At 57.7% G+C, this 15,241-nt stretch carries 12 protein-coding genes; all 12 read right to left on the bottom strand.

Going from position 1 to position 15,241, the window contains the following annotated elements:
- Positions 1-9: 9 nt before the first annotated feature.
- A complete protein-coding gene (locus ACR0L4_RS08480) occupies positions 10-1,122 on the bottom strand; it encodes an ABC transporter ATP-binding protein (protein WP_480512120.1) in 1,113 nt (370 codons plus the stop codon).
- A gap of 116 nt (positions 1,123-1,238) precedes the next feature.
- Positions 1,239-2,363, bottom strand: a complete 1,125-nt coding sequence (locus ACR0L4_RS08475; RefSeq protein ID WP_480512118.1) for an extracellular solute-binding protein — start codon at positions 2,361-2,363, stop codon at positions 1,239-1,241.
- Between the two features lie 130 nt (positions 2,364-2,493).
- Positions 2,494-4,473, bottom strand: a complete 1,980-nt coding sequence (locus ACR0L4_RS08470) for a beta-galactosidase (protein ID WP_480512117.1) — start codon at positions 4,471-4,473, stop codon at positions 2,494-2,496.
- The gene (locus ACR0L4_RS08465; RefSeq protein ID WP_480512115.1) at positions 4,470-6,116 is read right to left on the bottom strand and encodes an amino acid ABC transporter permease; all 1,647 of its coding nucleotides are present in this window, start codon (positions 6,114-6,116) and stop codon (positions 4,470-4,472) included. The genes ACR0L4_RS08470 and ACR0L4_RS08465 overlap by 4 nt, the downstream gene beginning before the upstream one ends.
- Positions 6,117-6,181: 65 nt before the next feature.
- Positions 6,182-6,931: a basic amino acid ABC transporter substrate-binding protein gene (locus ACR0L4_RS08460; protein WP_170749399.1), complete on the bottom strand. Its 750-nt coding sequence runs from the start codon at positions 6,929-6,931 to the stop codon at positions 6,182-6,184.
- Positions 6,932-6,958: 27 nt separating this feature from the next.
- Positions 6,959-7,999, bottom strand: a complete 1,041-nt coding sequence (locus ACR0L4_RS08455; RefSeq protein ID WP_480512113.1) for a LacI family DNA-binding transcriptional regulator — start codon at positions 7,997-7,999, stop codon at positions 6,959-6,961.
- Complete coding sequence (locus ACR0L4_RS08450) at positions 7,999-8,745, bottom strand: sugar phosphate isomerase/epimerase family protein (protein WP_480512111.1); 747 nt, start codon at positions 8,743-8,745, stop codon at positions 7,999-8,001. Before ACR0L4_RS08450 ends, ACR0L4_RS08455 begins: the two co-directional genes overlap by 1 nt.
- Positions 8,746-8,825: 80 nt before the next feature.
- A complete protein-coding gene (locus ACR0L4_RS08445; protein WP_480512109.1) occupies positions 8,826-9,908 on the bottom strand; it encodes an ABC transporter ATP-binding protein in 1,083 nt (360 codons plus the stop codon).
- A gap of 3 nt (positions 9,909-9,911) precedes the next feature.
- Entirely contained in the window at positions 9,912-11,567 is a 1,656-nt protein-coding gene (locus tag ACR0L4_RS08440) for an alpha-amylase family glycosyl hydrolase (protein ID WP_480512107.1), read from the bottom strand.
- A gap of 9 nt (positions 11,568-11,576) precedes the next feature.
- Positions 11,577-12,725, bottom strand: coding sequence for a carbohydrate ABC transporter permease (locus tag ACR0L4_RS08435; protein ID WP_480512105.1), 1,149 nt, complete (start codon positions 12,723-12,725; stop codon positions 11,577-11,579).
- Positions 12,726-12,728: 3 nt separating this feature from the next.
- Entirely contained in the window at positions 12,729-13,736 is a 1,008-nt protein-coding gene (locus ACR0L4_RS08430) for a carbohydrate ABC transporter permease (RefSeq protein WP_170749405.1), read from the bottom strand.
- A gap of 56 nt (positions 13,737-13,792) precedes the next feature.
- Positions 13,793-15,151 carry an ABC transporter substrate-binding protein gene (locus ACR0L4_RS08425; RefSeq protein ID WP_480512102.1) on the bottom strand — a complete coding sequence of 453 codons (1,359 nt, stop codon included), beginning with the start codon at positions 15,149-15,151 and terminating at the stop codon, positions 13,793-13,795.
- Positions 15,152-15,241: the final 90 nt, after the last annotated feature.

Here is a 15,241-nt window from a genome sequence, read left to right as displayed (position 1 = left end):
TTCAACCCCCTACTCTGCGGCCAGTTCGCCCGCCGGCACCAGAACCGCGTTGCGGGTCTCGTATTCCAGCGTGATGTTCTGGCCAGTATGGTCCTCGAAAGACTGGCCAACGTTGGGCAAAGACACTTTGATCTCTTTGCCGCCATCGCCTTCGGTGAAGATGTTGAAGACATTGCCCTCAAACTCTTCATGCTTTACCCGGGCCGTGACGAAGTGATCTCCGGTGCTGCCCTCGGGCGCGATGGCAAAAGCTTCGGGGCGAATGAACATCATCGCATCATCACCCTCTTTCATCTTGCCCTGATTGGCCGAGGAAATACGCGCGACAAGCGCACCCGAACGGTTGGTCGCGATCAAAGCCTCATTGCCCATGACTTGTTTAACTTTGCCGCGGAACACATTGTTTTCGCCGACAAATGACGCCGCAAACGCCGTGTTTGGATCGTTGTAGATGGTTTTGCCATCGGCAATCTGGTCGATTACACCCGCGCGCATCACAGCGATATTGTCCGACATGGTCAGCGCTTCGCCCTGATCGTGCGTGATATAGATAAAGGTGATGCCGACACGCTGCTGAATCTCGCGCAGTTCGGTCCGCATATGCTGCCGCAGCTTCAGATCCAGGGCCGACAAAGGTTCATCCAGCAGCAACACATCAGGCTCGGCACACAATGCGCGGGCAATGGCCACCCGCTGACGCTGACCGCCAGAAAGCTCGCTGGGAAGTTTGTCACCCTGCCCCGGCAGGGCGATCATATCCAGCAACTCGTCGGCCCGCTTGCGGCGCTGAGCGGCGGATGCCCCCTTGATCTCCATCGAAAAGGTGATGTTTTCCCACACTTTCATCAGCGGAAACAAAGCCAGATTCTGAAAGATCAGAGCGGTCGGGCGTTTGTTGGGCCCGATCCCACGCATGTCTTTGCCGCCAATCAGAACATTGCCTTCGCTGGGTTCCAGAAATCCCGACACGGCCCGTAGAATGGTGGTTTTGCCGCAGCCCGAGGGGCCAAGGAACGAAAAGAAATCACCCCCGTTGATGTTCACATTGGCATCGCGCACGGCGACAAAATCGCCGAAACGGATCCACAGGTTTTCCAGATCTACCCCGACCCCTGCACTCATGTTAGATATCTCCGTCTGGTGCCACGACTGATGCACCCTGAAAGGACCTGACGTGTCACGAGGACGCTCAGGGCTCGGTCCCCCGCACGGATGCGAGGGACCACGTTGCGCCGTGATCAGGCGCTTTTGAACTTGTTGACGAACTCGGTCCGTGTTTCGGCATACCAAGGCGCTTCGGCCGGCCACGGGTTGAGGTTGGCCAGCGAGTCGCCCGGATAGGCCTCGGCAAAGTTCTTCTTGTACGTGTCACCTGAATACTGATCCGCACCCAGAACCGGAGAATTGTAGCCGTGGCTGTCAATCGCGACACCGGCCGGTTTCGCCTGATAGGCAAAGTCGATGAAGGCATAGACCTGATCGATATTCTGCGCGCCGGTCGGCATCGAGATACCGTCAACCCAGGCCATCGCACCTTCGACCGGAGCCTGATAGTGGACCGGCTCACCCGCCGATTTCAGAGCCAGCGGCGGGCCGTCCCAAGTCTGACCAACGATCACGCCTTCATTCAGAAGGCCGTTTTTCTGCGTGTCGGCGTCGTTCCAGATCAGTTTGATGCGATCCTTGCGCGCAACGCACCAATCGGTGATTTGTCCCCAGACTTTGCGCATGGTCTCTTCATCGCCGTAAGCCGCCCAGACCGATCCGGGTTCCATCTCGCCGGCGCGTTCCATATAGAGGCCTGCGCCCAGCATCATGGAATGCGCGCGACCCATGGTCTTTCCTGCGTTTGCCTCGGACCAGACGTCGCCATAGGACGGCGCGTCGCCATCCGGCAGCCACAGGTCGGTACGATAGGCAATACCTTCAGTGCCCCAGATATGCGGCAGCCAGTGCGAGCCGCTGTCGCCAAAGTTCCATGCATCCGTTCCAATCTTCGCCATCGCAGGATTCACCAGTTCGATTGGCACCTTGTTCATGTCAAACGGCTGCAACAGTTCCAGTGGCTCCCACTGAAGCGACCGGTTGTTGGTGGGCGACACGATGTCAAACCCCTGGCCTTTGGTGGCCTTCATCTTGTTGATGATTTCTTCGTTCGAACCGATCCCTGTGTAATTCACCTTGATACCCGTCAGGGTTTCGAATTCCTCGATGAAGCTGGGGGGCAGGTAGTCCGACCACATCAGAATGTTGATTTCCCCCGACGAAGCCAGCGCGCTTTTGCTGTAGAGCGGTGCCGCCAGTGCCGCCGCGCCCGCGCTTTTGAGCACCGAGCGTCTGGACAGTGTCTTTGAATGTTTCATCAATTTTCTCCCGATGTTGGTAAGCGTTTTGTTCTAACGTGACGCATTGATACGACTTTCTGCGTCCCGTCGTCAGCCCAATAGTGACAGTTTGTAAAATTCTTGAGTCCAAGACAATGTCCGAGACGCGTCAAGCATCGATCTCTTCATCTTCCCAAACGGCGATGTCGCACGCGGCCACAGGATCGGATCCAAGCAACAGTCGACCATCGCCACGCCGAGGCAACGGCAAAGATCGATCCCCAAAATTGAAAGCAAAGCGCAGGTTTCCGCGCTGGGTGATCCGCAAATCCCGATCCGTTTCACAAGGCGCGAGACCAGCCCATTCCAACACGTCCCGCAGGATCGCATACAGCAAGGGACCACTGGGTGTCATGGCCAGATAGGTGGCTCGGTCCGATCGGATCACGGCAGGACTGCCGTTCTGGTATCTGCTTACAAAATGACCACGCACCTCAGCATCGGTTTCAACAATCTCGCGCCAGCCGGTGAAACTCAAAGGAGGTGCGTCACCCAATTGTACGGCTTCGTCAGCGAGGTCCGGCAAGGTTTCGACACGCAGCACCCGAACTCCTGTCAGCGCAGCCAAAACACCTGGCGCAAGGGTGTCCGGGCTATGCATGTCAGGTGTCATGCTTCCTGACCGCGCCCCAAACAGCAGTTTGGCTGATGATGTTTCGAGTTTTTTTGCCAGTGCCGTCGATACGATCATGCTTTGTGGCAGGACAATCAGGCCATAGCCGTCCATGTCATCTTCGGGGCCCACGAAATCCAATCCCATGCCCAACCCACGCAAGGCAGAGTACCAGTCCCTAAAGATCTGTGCATTTGGAAAGGCGTCGTCATTCGGCAGAGATTCCGCCGCCCAGATCGATGCATAGTCCAGCAAGATTGCAACGCGGGCCTTCTTGTCCTGGGTCGCCTCGGGCAAAGCGGCCCTGTCCTCGACCACCTGCGCCAGCTCAATCGCCGCCTGATCCGGGCTGCCATCCGAATGCAGCAGCGCGGTGTGAAACTGCTCTTGCGCAAATTTTGCCTGCCGCCAGCGAAAAAACATCACCGCTTGCGCCCCATGCGCATAAGCCGCCCAAGTCCAGAGCCGTATCATGCCATCAGAGGGCGATGGGTTCTTTTCAGCCCAATCGACCGGCCCGGGCTGCTGTTCCAAAACCCACATCCGCCCCCTGCCCTGACTACGATAGAGGTCGCAATGAAACCCCTGATAGTCCGGCGCGCCTGTGCGCAGATAGCGATGCTTGTCTGTGTCTGACAGAGGTGAGGCCAACAGGTTTCCAAGTGGGTAGCTGTCGAACCCAACAATATCGAGATCGCTGGCGACGGCGTGGTGATCAAATTCGAAGCTGCCAGCCATGAAGTTATGGGTGATGTCCCGCCCGGGTGAATGCGCGCGCAGAACATCCACCTGCGTCTTGTTGAATAGCCGGACCCGATCCGACGAATAGCGCATGAAATCCAAGGCATGGCTTGGGTTGGGCTGAGCGACCAGCGCGTAAGGCAGCTCGATTTGGTCAAAGTCGGAATATTGCGCACCCCAGAACACTGTGCCCCATGTCTGGTTCAGGGTTTCAATGGACCCATAGCGGTCCCGCACCCAGCGGCGAAACCCATCCCGGGCGGCCATGGAATAACTCAGTACAGTGTCATGGTCATTGTATTCATTGTCGATCTGCCACGCGCGGACATATGGGTTCTGACCGTATCGCAATGCATATTCGGTGGCGATCCGGCGCGCTTCGTTCAGATAGATATCGCTTGAAAAGCAGTAATGTCTTCGGGACCCGAAGCCGCGCACGCGCCCATCCCCGCCAACAGGCAAAATCTCGGGGTATGCGTCGATCAGCCATTTTGGCGGCGCGGCCGTTGGGGTGCACATCATAATGCGCAACCCGGCTTCGCCGAGTATGCCGATCACCTCATCCAGCCAATCCCATTCGAACTGGCCGCGTCGCGGTTCGATCAAACCCCAGGTGAATTCCGCGATGCGCACCCAATCCAGGCCCATCTCGACCATACGTGCGGCATCATCGCGCCAAAGGGCCGGGTCCCATTGTTCAGGGTAGTAGCAAACCCCCAGTTCAAGCCGGCTCATCTGGCGTCCTTTGCGGTCCGACGTTCGATCCATTTCAGGAAGCTTGCACAGCCCAGCGTGATCACGACATAAAGGATTGCCGCCGTGTTGAACGGCGCAAACGGCAGGAAGCTGGCGGCCTGAAACTCGCGCATCCGTTGGGTCATATCGCGCACCGACAGGATCGACAGCAGCGAGGTATCTTTGATCATTGCGATGAATTCGTTGCCCAAGGGCGGCGTCACGATCCGAAGCGCCTGAGGCAAAACGATCAGCCGCGCTGTCTGCCAGCGGGACAGACCCAGAGAGCTGCCAGCCTCCAACTGACCCTTGGGTATGGCCTCGATGCCAGACCGGAAAATCTCGGCCATATAGGCGGAATACCCTACCGAGATGGCTATGATCCCACGTGTCATGTTGGTCATGTCGATGCCGCCGCCGGTGGCGTCCTTGACCGCCCCGGCCAAGGGCAATCCGATGTAAAGGATGATCACCAGCATCGGAATGCCTCGGATCGTGTCCACAAAGAACTCGGCGCCCACCGCAAGCGGGTGCAGCTTGTGCTGCGCCCCGCCGATTGTGAGTGTCAGCAGCAAAAAGCCGAGCACGGCGAAAGCCAGCGCTGGATTGCGGAACCTGTCCGGCAAAAAATTGGTTTGCCAAAGAACCGGATAACCCTGTGTGTGCGCCGCGATTGGGACAAACGCGCCAGAAACGCTGTCGATGGTTTCGATCTGCTCAAGTGCGCTGGCGGCATTCGTCGCGCTGCGAATGCGGTATTGCTGCTCGCCGCCCCCTTCGAATTCACCAAACCGGATGATATCGGCCTGCGCCTGCGGAGTGCCCCGAATGATGGCGATGCGGGCCTCGGTGCTGCCGACGAGGACATAGTTCACCTGTGGCTGCATGAAGAAAAACGAGGATACGCTCAGAAGGGACAAACTAACCGCTCCGTAGATCATTGTGGTGCGGGCCTTGGGTTTGAACGATTGCAACCCCACCCAGATCAGGCCGAGGATGGCCGCAAAGATATAGGCAAAGATTGCAGCGCGGAACGTGATGGCGACTCCGGTGGCGAACTGCCAATGCGCCATGAACAACAGATAGAACAAAACGGCTCCGGTCAGGATTTCGAAACCAAGCTGCACGTAGCCGCGCATCGGGCCGCTGAGACGACCAGAGACCGCACACAGGGCAAGCGTCACCGCGTAAAGGGCCAATAGCACCTGCAAACCGGTTTGCACCTGCACAGTCACCTCGGGGTATAGAACCCAGGTCTGATTGGACCGGTCGATGAGGGTCGAGGTGTTTTCGCTCAGCGCGTGAAAAAACACGGATTCAGCGAATGGCATCAGAACCTGCGGCGCAACAAAGGCGAGGATCGACAGACCGACCGAGGCGGGGACCGCGGTCAATGCCGCGCGGCGCAGCCACGCTGGTGCCTCGGTCGCGAACCGCGTGTGCCGTGCGCAAAGATAGCCCAGGATTGCCGTTGTCAGGATCAGTGCAAACCCAACGAAGATCGACCCAGCGTTGTTGCCGATCCCCAGAATTGCGACCAGAGATCGCAGATACTTGGACGATGTGGCAAACAGGTAAATAATGAAAGGCGCGGCGGCGAGCAACACGAGGTTGCTCGGGCGGATCGAACTGAGGCGCGACATGGGGTTCTCCGCTAAGTCAAAACCCCGGCGATTGGGTTCGCCGGGGTTGATCGGGTCTCAAGGGATCAGTTGGTGCCCCAGTACTGCGCTTTTAGCTTGTCCAACGTGCCGTCTTCCTGAATGGCGGCAAGCCCTGTGTTGATTGCATCAACCGTTGGATCACCTTCCTGAAACACAATACCCAGAGGGTCGGATTGCAGGCCGGTGATGCCGACAGTCAGTTCGCCCGCGAACTCTTGTTCATAGGCGGATGCCGAGGTTCCATCAATGATCACACCCTGCACATCCGCATTTTGCAGCGCCAGAATGGCGGCTGAGAAATTGTCGTAGAGGCTGACATTTTCGCGGCCCACGATCTCTTCGGCCAGTTGCGCATTGGTGGTGCCGGTCTGTGCTGCCAATTTCAGGCCTCCGGCCTTGAAATCCTCCAAGGTCGTATCCGCATTGTCGACCTGTAGCAGGATAGCTTGACTGACCACGATGTAGGGCTCTGAGAAATCCATCGTCTCTTCGCGTTCTGGCGTGATGGAGACGCCGGAGATCACAAGATCGAACTCGCCCTGCTGAAGTGCCGCAAAGATGCCATCCCATGCGGTGTTGACGAAGTTGGGTACGCAGTTCACCCGCGCGCAGATGGCGTTCATGACATCGACATCAAAACCCACGATCTCGCCGGTTGTTTCATCCACGGTCTCCATTGGCGGGTACGTCGCATCCGTCCCGATCTTGAGCACACGGCCCTCCAGATCGGCGGCAAAGGCGATGGGCGCTGTCATCGCGGCAAGAGCCGCTGCGGCAATCATATGTTTGAGCATTTTCGGTTTCTCCTGTGTTGGATCAATTCAGTTCGCCAGCTCTGGCGGAGGTGTGTCAGGTTGCCGCTCGATAAGCTTGGCCCTGATCTTCTTTTGGATTCCGGAAGGGTCGGCCCCGTCCAAAGACTTCAACATGAATGCGCCCAGTAACCGACTGGTTTTGTCGATCGGCACATAGTAGGCGCTGGGCGCAGGCACAAAGTACCGGCTGAGTTGCAGATCATCGGTAGAGATGACCGCAACATCGCGACCTACCCGAACGCCGGCCCCGGCAGCAGCAGACAGGACGCCCAACGTCATCGCTTCGTTGGCGCAGATGATGGCCGTCGGCCGGTCCTGATACCGCATCAGTTCCCGAAAGGCCTGCTGTCCGGTCTGGGCCGTTGTCGGGCCGTTATACACCATCTCTGATCGCATCGGCACGCCCGCCGCCGCCAGCGCGTCAGTATAGCCTTGCCTGCGCTGCCCGGCATAGATCAAATTGCCCGGCGGATCGACCAGCGCGATGCGACGATGCCCCAGCTGCAACAACCGCTCGGTAGCATCCCGGGCGGCGGCTTCGCTGTCAAAATCGACAAACGGATGAGGCCGCGCGCTATCGCTCATGCCATAGGTGACAAAAGGAAAATCTTGATCCAGCAAATAGGCGATGCGCGGATCGTTGTGCCGCGTGCCGGAAAAGATCACTCCATCGGCCGAGCGTTCCTGCACTATCGCATGCAACGCGGCCATTGCTTCTTCCATACCGGCCACGCTGCATACGCTGAGCTCATAGCGCGAGCCTTGCAGGGCGGTGGAAATACCCGCAAGGATGCGGGTGAATTCCACACCTTCCCACTCATCAGTGGCTTCGGTGGAAACACCAACCAGAACAGCGATGCGGTAGGATTTGTTGGTGCGTAGTTTCAGCCCGGCAAGGTTCACCCGATATCCGAGTTCCGAAGCAACTTTCTGAATTTCCTCGCGTGTTTCGCGTTTGACGGTTGCTTCCCCGCGCAAGGCGTTCGAGACAGTGCCGACAGAGTATCCCGTCTGCTGTGCAATCGATTTGATCGTCGCGCGGGCCATCAGACAGTTTCCGCCATCAACTCAGCCAGAAAACTTCTGCCTGTTTGCAGGGTGGTTTGGGGGGTCGGCGACTCGTCATGTTCCACGAACAGGTCCGCGCACGCAGTTTTCTGCAATGCGGTCCAAACCGCATCCCAATCAATAACGCCCTGCCCCAGATCCCGCCATCGCGCATCACCATGTTGTGTGGGATCCACATCCTTGGCGTGGACCGAAACAATACGGTCGGCGTGACGTTCAATCAGCTCTGCCGGGTCCAGCCCTGCAGCCACCAGCCAGCCGATGTCGGGTTGCCAATAGACATTTCCCGTTGCAAGGATTCTGTCCAGCGGCATCTGCGTGGGGTACCCGGCAAGATCAAATTCATGGTTGTGATACGCCAGCCTGATACCAAACTGAGACAGGCGTTCCGCCCAGTCCGATAACTGGCCCGACACCGCATTCCATCCCTCGTCGGTGTCGGGCCGCGCCTCTGGCGCGAGCCAAGGCATGACGGCGACCGGGCATTCCAATCGTTTCAAAAGAACCTGAATTTCGGCAAAACGATCCTCGAACTCTTCCCAGTCAAAATGGGCCGAGCGCAACCGCAGGCCAGACTGCTCGATGATCTGTGCCATATCCCGCCCGGTCAGGTCGTGCAGACCGGTTGTTTCCACATCTTCAAAACCGCATTGGGCAACCAGTCGCAGTTGATCACCAAGATCACCGCATTTTCGAACGGTATACAGCTGCGCGGAAACTCGCATTTCTCACCATTGAAACGTTTCAATTAAGGTGAAATACGATAGCCTCACTTGTCAAGCGCCGTGAGACGGCGCCCGCAAGGTCACTTCCGCATGGACAGACCATTGTGAAACAGATGCACTTTGTCCGGTGCTGCGGTGACCGAGACCGTCTGGCCACGCAAGTCCCGCTGCACCCCCGGCAGCTTGGCAATTGCCTGATCGACTCCGTTTGACTTGGCAAAATACAGCAGTGTGACCTCGCCCAGGGCTTCTGTGAAATCGACCTCGCCGCTCAGGATCGCATCGCTGTCAGTCAACGAAAAGTCTTCTGGTCGAACTCCGATATTTACAGTCTTGCCGTCATCTTCTGCGCTGGTCTGAATAGTCGAGGTTGCAACACCGCCCGCATCCAGCGCTACGGTTGTTGTCTCTCCGGTGCCTGTGATCTTACCGGGCAGCAGGTTCATGGAAGGTGAGCCAATGAATTGCGCGACGAATTCATTGTCCGGCGTCTCGTAAAGTTCCAGAGGCGTACCGACCTGTGCGATCCCCTTGTTGGCCAAAACGACGATCCGGCTGGCCAATGTCATTGCCTCGACCTGATCATGGGTCACGTAGATCATGGTGCTGTCAGGCATCGCTTCTTTCAGGCGCGCGATCTCGATCCGGGTGGCGACACGCAGCGCAGCGTCCAGGTTTGAAAGAGGTTCGTCAAACAGATAGACCTTGGGGTCCCGCACAATCGCGCGCCCGATGGCAACGCGCTGGCGCTGACCGCCAGACAAAGCCTTGGGCAGGCGATCAAGGTAGGGGTCCAATTGCAGTATCTGCGCGGCGCGTTCAACAGCGGCATCAATCTCTGCATTTGGCATCTTGGCAATCTTGAGCGCAAAGGCCATGTTCTCGCGTACCGTCATGTGCGGGTACAGCGCGTAGGACTGGAATACCATGGCAATGCCACGCTGTGCAGGCGGCACGTCGTTCATGACCTGCCCTTCTATCTCCAGCGTGCCGCCGGTGATCTTCTCCAGCCCGGCAATCATACGCAGCAAAGTGGATTTACCGCAGCCGGAGGGGCCGACAAAAACGATCAGCTCGCCCTTTTCGATGTCCAGATCGATGTGCTTTAGAACATCGACCGGACCATAGGATTTTGCCACATCCGTGAGATTAAGTTCCGCCATGGTTTACCCCTTGTCTCTGGCCATCAGACAGAATTGCGCGGGTTGCAGGGTCACGCTGCCCGCACCGTCCACGCCGCCCAAATCTTGCCCGATGATCCGCCAGTTGCCTTCGGGCAGGCAGGTTTGCCCGGGTTCCGTTCCCAGATTGAAAGCACAGAATACCTCTTCCGAGGCGTTTTCGCGGTGGAAGGTCAGCACCGGACCCGTCTGAACCATCTGCGATTGAGCACCCGAAGCCAACGCCGGGTGAATGTGGCGCAACGCAATTGCGCGCCGGTAGTGATGCAGCATCGATTGGTCATCGGCTTCCAACCGATCCACGGCCCGTTCCGATTGCGCCGCACTGACGGGCAGCCACGGCTCGCCCGTGCTGAATCCTGATTGCTCGTCCTGCGCCGTCCAGACCATCGGGGTGCGGCACCCGTCGCGGCCCTTGAACTCTGGCCAGAATTCGATGCCATAGGGGTCCTGCAGGCGCTCGAACGGCACATCGGCCTCGTTCAACCCAAGTTCTTCGCCCTGATACAGGCAGGCCGAGCCGCGCAGGCACATCATGAGAACCGCGTGCTGGCGTGTTGCCGCGTCGCCCAGACCCCAACGCGAGGCGTGACGCTGCACATCATGGTTCGAAAACGCCCAGCAGGGCCAGGCATCTCCGGCTTTGGCCTGAAGCTGGTCGAAAACCTGTTTCGCATAAGACGCTGTCAGCGCTCGCTTTTCCAGGAATTCGAAGGCGTAACACATATGCATCCGCTTATCGCCCGAGGTGTATTCGCCCATGATCTCAAGCCCGCGTTGCGCATCGCCGACCTCGCCCAGGCAGGCGCGGCCTTCGTATTCGTCTGTCAGTGCCCGCAAACGTTCCAGAAACGTGATATTCTCGGGCTGGCTTTTGGAGTACAGGTGGTTCTGGTGGTTATACGGGTTGACCGCAGGGGCAATCGAGGCGTTGCGTTCATCCATCGGAAGCGCCGGGTTGTCCCGCAATTGCGCATCGTGGAAATAGAAGTTGATCGTGTCCAGACGGAAGCCATCGACCCCCATCTCAAGCCAGAACCGGGCCACATCCAGCAACGCGTCCTGCACCTGTTCGCTGTGGAAATTCAGGTCCGGCTGCGAGGTCAGGAAGTTGTGCAGGTAGTATTGCAGGCGACGCGGGTCCCATTGCCATGCCGACCCACCAAAGATCGAAAGCCAGTTGTTGGGCGGCGTTCCATCGGGTTTGGGGTCGGCCCAGACATACCAGTCGGATTTCGGGTTTTCGCGGCTGGAACGGCTTTGGGTGAACCACGGGTGCTGATCGGACGTATGAGACAGCACCAGATCGATCATTACTTTCAGACCTTTGGCATGGGCCTGATCCAGCAGATCCTGGAAATCCTGCAGCGTGCCGAACATCGGGTCGACGTCGCGGTAGTCGCTCACGTCATAGCCGAAATCCTTCATCGGCGACTTGAAGAAAGGCGAAATCCAGATCGCATCGACACCCAGTGACGCGATATAGTCCAACCTTTGCGTGATCCCCTTCAGATCGCCAATTCCGTCGCCATTGCTGTCCTGAAAGCTGCGCGGATAGATTTGGTAGATCACGCCTCCCCGCCACCAGTCTGACGACGCTTTGGTTGAGTTGGAAAGGTCTACGGTGTTTTGCACGTTCATCAGGCGCCTCTATTTTACGGATCCGGCCAGCAGGCCTCGGACCAGGTATTTCTGCATTGCGAAGAACACCACCAGCGGTACGAAAATCGACACAAACGCAGCAGTCGCGAGGATTTCCCAATTGCCGCCTCGGGTACCCAACAGCTCGACAATGCGGTTTGTCATCACAGTGGTCTGGCCGGTGGCATCAATCAGGAAAACCTTTGCCACCAGAAGATCGTTCCAGGTCCACAGGAACTGGAAGATCGCGAAAGAGGCCAGCGCCGGAAAACTGAGCGGCAGGATCAGCTTGGTGAAAATCTGGAACTCGGTTGCGCCGTCGACGCGGGCGTTTTCTATCAGGTCCCGAGGCAGACCAGCCATGTAGTTGCGCAACAGGTAGATCGCCAGAGGCATTCCAAACCCGGTATGTGCCAGCCAGACGCCAAGATATCCCTTGCCGATGCCAATGTTCAGGTGGAATTTCAACAACGGAATAAGGGCCAGTTGCAGCGGAACCACCAACAGGCCCACCACTGCCGCGATCAGCAATGCCCGGCCCGGGAACTCCATCCACGCCAGCGCATAGGCGGCAAATGCTGCAACAAGAATGGGAATGATCGTCGCCGGAATCGTAACGGTCAGCGTGTTGAAGAACGCCTTTGCCATATTGTCGTCGCCGCTGTTGCTGAGCAGAACTGTGTTGTAGTTTTCGAATGTGAATTCCGCAGGCAGTTTGGCGGTGACAAACACGCGCGGGCCGCGATTGCCGGTGAACTCCTCGGTATTCTCCATCCTGTAATTGCCATCCGCGTCGACGGTGATCGTGCCACCCCGGCGCAGCTCGGCTGTATCTCCGGGTGCAAAGGCGTCCACATCCCGCGCGCTGATACCCCAGTTGGAGATCGCCACCTGTTCGTCATCCCCAAAAAGCTGCCCCTCGATCACGTATATGCCATTCTCTTGGATCTGGGTTTCGGGCGCTGCGGTGCGCAAAGTCAGATTCTGCTCGGACGGAAAAACCGATCGCCACCAGCCACTGCCGGAAATCTGGTCCGCTGTCCGAAAGGATGAGATCAGAAGGCCGAGGGTCGGAATGATCCAAAGCACCACCAGAAACACGACCGAGGCATGGACGACCCAGCGCAGCGCTGGTTTGGTTCCTGCAATATCGTTCATGGTCTACTCCATCTCCTTGCGCGCGTTGCGCACGTTCCAGATCAGGATCGGAGTGACCAGCAACATGATCACCATGGCCGAGGCCGAACCCACCCCCCAGTCGTTGGCGCGGAACAGCTTGTCATACATGTAATTGGCCAGAACCTGTGTTTCCCATTGGCCGTTGGTCATGGCGAACACGATGTCAAAGACCTTGAGGACCGTAATCGTGATTGTCGTCCAGACGACCAGGATTGTGGTCTTGATCTGCGGCACCTTGATCCGAAAGAAAATCTGGAACGGGTTGGCGCCGTCCAGAATGGCGGCCTCGACGGTTTCTTCTGGGATGCCACGCAAGGCAGCTGACAGGATCACCATCGCAAACCCGGTCTGAATCCAGACCAGAACGATCATCAGGAAAAAGCTGTTCCAGAAGGGAACGGTCAGCCATGTCTGCGGTTCGGTCCCGCCAAAGAAAATATACAAAGCGTTCAGGATGCCGATCTGGTCCTGTTCCGCCGGGCGCGCGTCGTATACCAGCTTCCAGATCACCGAGGCGCCGACAAATGAGATCGCCATCGGCATGAAGATCAGCGATTTGGCAAAATTGCCCCAGCGGATGCGATCGGTCAGCTGTGCGACCAGCAGGCCAAAGGCGGTGGACATTGCAGGCACCACGATCAGCCAGAACATGTTGTTGCGCATGGCCTCCCAGAACTTTGGCTCGGCCGCCATCTGGGTGTAATTGCTCAGGCCAACCCATCTGTACCCGCCGCCGGGCACGCGTTCCGTGAGCGACAGGCGCAATGTCTCAACCACCGGATAGGCCAGATACAGGCCAAGTGCCGCCATAGCGGGAAACAGAAACAGCCAAGGCCGGATCATGTTCGCGCGGTTGATGTTGCGCCCCGCGTTCGGCCCGCGCGGCGGGAACAGGACATTGTCCAGAAATTTGTTCGAGAGGTAGAAGTAGCCCACACAACCCGACACACCGATGATGATGGTCAGCAGGCCCTGAAGTGCCGGTGTCATGATAACCCTCGCCGGTTTGGAAACGGGGCAGCCAAAGGGCCGCCCCATGACATCTGTTACTTCGCGGCATCCCAAGAGGACTGGATTTCGCCCGCTACGGTGGCGGCATCTTTCGCACCCGAGGAATAGTCGACCATACCGGTCCAGAATGTTCCTGCGCCTACCGCGCCCGGCATCAGGTCAGAGCCATCAAAGCGGAAGGTGGTCGCGTTGGTCAGAATCTCGCCCTGCCCCCTTTGGGTGTTGTTGGCGTAATTCTCGGGGTTTGCCCCCAGATGCGGCGTCAGGAACCCATCCTGAGACATCATGATCTCATGCGCAAACGGGGTCTTGAGGAACTCCATGAACACCTCGGTTGCCGGGCTTGCATTTGTGATGGTGAACAGCGTGCCTGCCCCCAAAACCGGGGTTCCGAGATCTTTCTCGGCGTAGGCCGGGAAATAGAAGAAATCCGCGTCCACACCCAACTCGGTCCCATCAGGGAAATAGGCCGGGATGAACGAGGCCTGACGATGCATCATGCAGGCCGGCGGGCTATCGAACAGACCCTTTGGACTGTCGCGAAAGTCAATTGCAGCGGTGTCATCGGCGTTACCGACCACATAGTCGTTATTGCGGGTAAAGCTGCCATATTCTTCGATGGCCGCGATCACACGAGGATCATCGAACTTCATTTCGTTTGAGACCCACTGGTCGTAGACCTCAGGTGGTTGCGTGCGCAGCATCAGGTCCTCGACCCAATCTGTCGCGGGCCAACCGGTTGCGCCACCCGACGCGAGGCCCACGCAAAGCGGTGTTTCACCGTCATCGACCATCTGGTCCATCAACGCCTTGAACTCTTCCATGGTTGCAGGCACTTCATAGCCGAAGTCTTCGAAATTCTCGGGGCTGTACCAGACCAGAGACTTTACGTTCACGTTGAAGAAGAACCCATAGAAATTACTGGCGCCATCCGCGTCTTCAAACGTGCCAAGATCGACCCAAGACTGACCAGCTGCAAAGTTGTCCTTGATCCAGTCCGCTGACCCTTCGGCCAGCGGCGTCAGGTAGCCATTCCTGGCCATATTCGCCGCAAGGCCGGGTTGTGGAAAAACAGTCAGATTCGGAGCCGATCCGGCAGCGGCATCAATCAGAATTTGCTGCTCCAGCGAATCCGACCCGACATAGCTTGAGTTCGCTCCAGTCGCCTGATCAAAATAGGCAACCAAATTTTCGAATGACTGCCCTTCACCCGCAAGCCATGGGCCGAAGATTGTCAGGTCCTGACCGCTGAGATCATGGGCGTCTGCGAAGGCTTGAAACCCATCCCAGTCAAAACTGCCCTCGCCGACCGGGTGGATCAACTCACCCTGTGCATGGACCGTTCCCGCCACCAAGGCAAACGTGGCCGCACCTGCGAAAAGCGCGTGTTTCATAAGTTCTCCTCCCAAAATCCAAATGCGCTACTGAGACTCAATTTTCAAAGCGCTTTGAATCGAAAGTTTATCCGCTAACATCCACTCTCT

The sequence above is a fragment of the Ruegeria sp. AB5 genome (assembly GCF_056542645.1).
This window is presented reverse-complemented; position numbering and strand designations above follow the sequence as displayed.